The sequence below is a fragment of the Halovivax sp. genome (genome assembly GCA_007119345.1).
Classification (GTDB): domain Archaea; phylum Halobacteriota; class Halobacteria; order Halobacteriales; family Natrialbaceae; genus Halovivax.
Genome location: SKPV01000196.1, coordinates 1 through 3,059 on the forward strand (window position 1 = coordinate 1; position 3,059 = coordinate 3,059).

Annotated in this window: 3 protein-coding genes; all 3 read left to right on the plus strand. The window is 70.0% G+C overall.

Annotated features, from left to right (window positions below; translation table 11 throughout):
• On the plus strand, window positions 1-698 hold a 698-nt coding region (locus QZT59_RS13275), incomplete at its 5' end, for a universal stress protein (protein ID WP_290817161.1).
• A gap of 78 nt (window positions 699-776) precedes the next feature.
• Window positions 777-2,180, plus strand: a complete 1,404-nt coding sequence (locus tag QZT59_RS13280; protein WP_290817170.1) for a hemolysin family protein — start codon at window positions 777-779, stop codon at window positions 2,178-2,180.
• Window positions 2,181-2,260: 80 nt separating this feature from the next.
• On the plus strand, window positions 2,261-2,680 hold the full coding sequence (locus tag QZT59_RS13285; RefSeq protein ID WP_290817179.1) for a universal stress protein: 420 nt from the start codon (window positions 2,261-2,263) through the stop codon (window positions 2,678-2,680).
• The last annotated feature ends 379 nt before the right edge of the window (window positions 2,681-3,059 follow it).

A 3,059-nucleotide genomic window follows, 5' to 3' on the forward strand; every position in this document is an offset into this window, starting at 1 on the left:
ACCTGCTCGAGGACGAACACGAAGCGATGCTCGCGGACGCCGTCGAGCGCGTCGAGTCCCACGGCATCCCCGCCGACCAGCGGATCCGCATGGCCCGCGGCGTGGCGACCGGGATCGTCGGGGCCGTCGACGAGCACGACGTCGACGCGATCCTGCTCGGGTGGCGTGGCCGGCCGCCGCGCACGGACGTCGTCCTCGGGAGTCACGTCGACAAGGTCCTCGACGACGCTCCCTGTGACGTGCTCGTCCAGCGGATCAAGACGCCGCGACCCGACGAGATCGGCTCGGTCCTCGTCCCGGTCGCCGGCGGCCCCCACGACGCGTTCGCCGCCGAGACGGCCGCCTCGATCGCTCGGCGCAACGACGCCTCGGTCACCCTGCTCCACGTACTCGAGCCGGACGAACCGGAGCTGTCGCGCGAGGAGGCACGGGCGCTGCTCGCCGAACGGGCCGACGGCTTCGAGGGCGTCCGATCCGTCGAGCGCGACCTGGTCGAAGCCGACGGCGTCGCGGGAACGATCACCGACCGGACGACCGAACACGACGTGACGGTGCTGGGCGTCTCGCGCGGCGGACTCCTCCAGCGAGCACTTCTCGGGTCGATCTCGGATGGCGTCGGGAGACACGCCGCCGGAACGGTGATCCTGGCGAAGCGTCACGATCCCGTCCCGTCGCGTCTGCGGCGACTGCTCCCCTGACGAGATCGACCGTCCCGAGCCACGAAGGGCCTGCTCCGCTCGCGACCGCTTTTAGACCTCCTCGCCGTAGTGATCCCGATGGACCAGGAGCCCCTAGCCCCCCTCGAGTTCGCCGCGTCGTCCGCCTCGGCGGTCCCGGGACCGCTGGACGCAGCCGCGACCGCGGTCCCCGTCTGGCTATCGGCCCCCGCTCCGGAGCTGCCGCTGTGGCTGCTCACCGCCGGCGGCGTGCTGGCGATCGCGCTCCTGATGGCGATCTCGGGATTCTTCTCGTCGTCGGAGATCGCGATGTTCGCGCTCCCGCGACACCGACTCGACGCCCTCGTCGAGACCGGGGCGACGAACGCGACCGTCGTCGAGGAGCTCCGCGGCGATCCGCACCGCCTCCTCGTCACGATCTTGGTCGGGAACAACGTCGCGAACGTCGCCATGTCGAGCGTCGCGACCGCCCTCCTCGGATTCTACGTCACCGGGGGACAGGCGGTCCTGCTGACGACCGTCGGGATCACGTCGCTCGTCTTGCTCTTCAGCGAGAGCGCGCCCAAGTCCTACGCCATCGAGAACACGGAGTCGTGGGCCCTCCGCGTCGCCCGGCCGATCCGCCTCTCGGAGTACCTGCTGTATCCGTTCGTCGTCGTCTTCGACACGCTGACTCGCGCCGTCAACGGCCTCGTCGGCGCCGAGACGACGATCGAGTCCGCCTACCTCACCAGGCGCGAACTCCAGGACCTGATCGTGGCGGGCGAGCGGGCGGGCGCCATCGAGCCCGACGAACGAGACCGACTCCGTCGGGCGTTCAGGTTCGACGAACTGCCCGTGAGCGAGATCATGGTCCCCCGTCCCGACGTCGTGGCGGTCTCGACGACGGACTCGATCGAAGAGGCGCTCCAGATCTGCGCCTACAGCGGCTTCACGCACCTGCCGGTGTACGAGGACGACCTCGACACCGTCGTCGGGACGGTCCACGTCTGCGACCTCCTCCGGGAGCGCGACTACGGCGAGCGCGATCCCGACGAACTGGACCTCGCGGTCGTGATGGAGCCGACGATCCACGTCCCGGAGACGATGCCGGCCGACGACGTGCTCGCGGAGCTGCAACGCGCCCAGACCCATCTCGCGGTCGCGATCGACGAGTTCGGCACCACCGAGGGCATCGTCACCACCGAAGACCCCACCGAAGTGATCGTCGGCGAGATTCTTCGGCCGCGCGAAGCGGTTCCGATCCGGGCGATCGACGACCGGACCGCCGTCGTCCGCGGCGACGTCTCCGTGACCGAGGTCAACGACGCCTTGGACCTCGACCTGCCGGAGCCGCCGACCGCCGACACCGTGGCCGGACTCGTCCTCGACCGGGCTGGCCGACTCCCCGAGGCGGGCGAACGGTTCACCGTCGACGGCGTCGCGATCGTCGTCGAGGACGTCGATGACACGCGGATCACCAGCGTTCGGCTCACGCGGCCCGCCTCGAGCGCGCGGTGCTAAGTGCTCCGGCCCCGACCCCGTCCTATCATCCGAGGCGGTGTGAGCTATTTCACGGCCTTCGACGTGGATAGCCCAGACCGATGTACGACACGATCCTCGTCCCGACGGACGGCAGCGACCCGGCAAACCGGGCGGTCGAACACGCGCTCGAACTCGCGGACAGGTACGACGCGGACGTGCACGCGATGTACTGCGTGGAGACCCACCGGTACGGCGAACCGGCGCTGAGCAGCGCCGAGATCGTCCTCGACACCCTCGAGGATCGCGGCGCGGCGATGCTCGAGGAGATCGCCGATCGAGCGGACAACGCCGGCATCGACTGCTCCTGGAACGTCTGTCACGGCCGCCCCTGGGAGGAAGTCCGGGAGAAGGCGGCGGAACTGGACGCCGACCTGATCGTGATCGGCTACCAGGGACAGGGTCACACGCGAACCGATCGGATCGGCAGCGTCGCCGAGCGCATCGTCAGGACCGCGGACCGACCGGTGCTGACCGCCTGAGCGATCGTCGCGGAACGGCCGGCGATCCCGCCGGATCGGTGGCTCCGTGTCTCGGACGGACGCCGTGGCGGCCGTCAGTTCGAGTCCAACGAACTTACCGTCCCGCGCGGCGGTCACCGTCCAACGGTCGAGGGTCTTCCTTCCCCGGATATTCGCCTCTCGAACGTCGCCGGTCGGTCGGCCGGGAGTCGGACACCCGTCTACGGACGGCGCCTGTACCTCGGGACGAGCGACGCGATAGCCGTTCCCGCGACGAGAAGCCCGCCGACGAGGGTGACGTAGACGCCGATGTCGGGAGACCAGCGGCCGGTGAGCGGCGTCGTGTACACCGCGATCAGGACCGTACCGGCACCGATCGCGCCGACGATCGGCCCGACGG

Coding starts and splice junctions, on each gene's coding strand:
- QZT59_RS13280 (WP_290817170.1), top strand. CDS start 777: ATGGACCAGGAGCCCCTAGCCCCCCTCGAGTTCGCCGCGTCGTCCGCC.
- QZT59_RS13285 (WP_290817179.1), top strand. CDS start 2,261: ATGTACGACACGATCCTCGTCCCGACGGACGGCAGCGACCCGGCAAAC.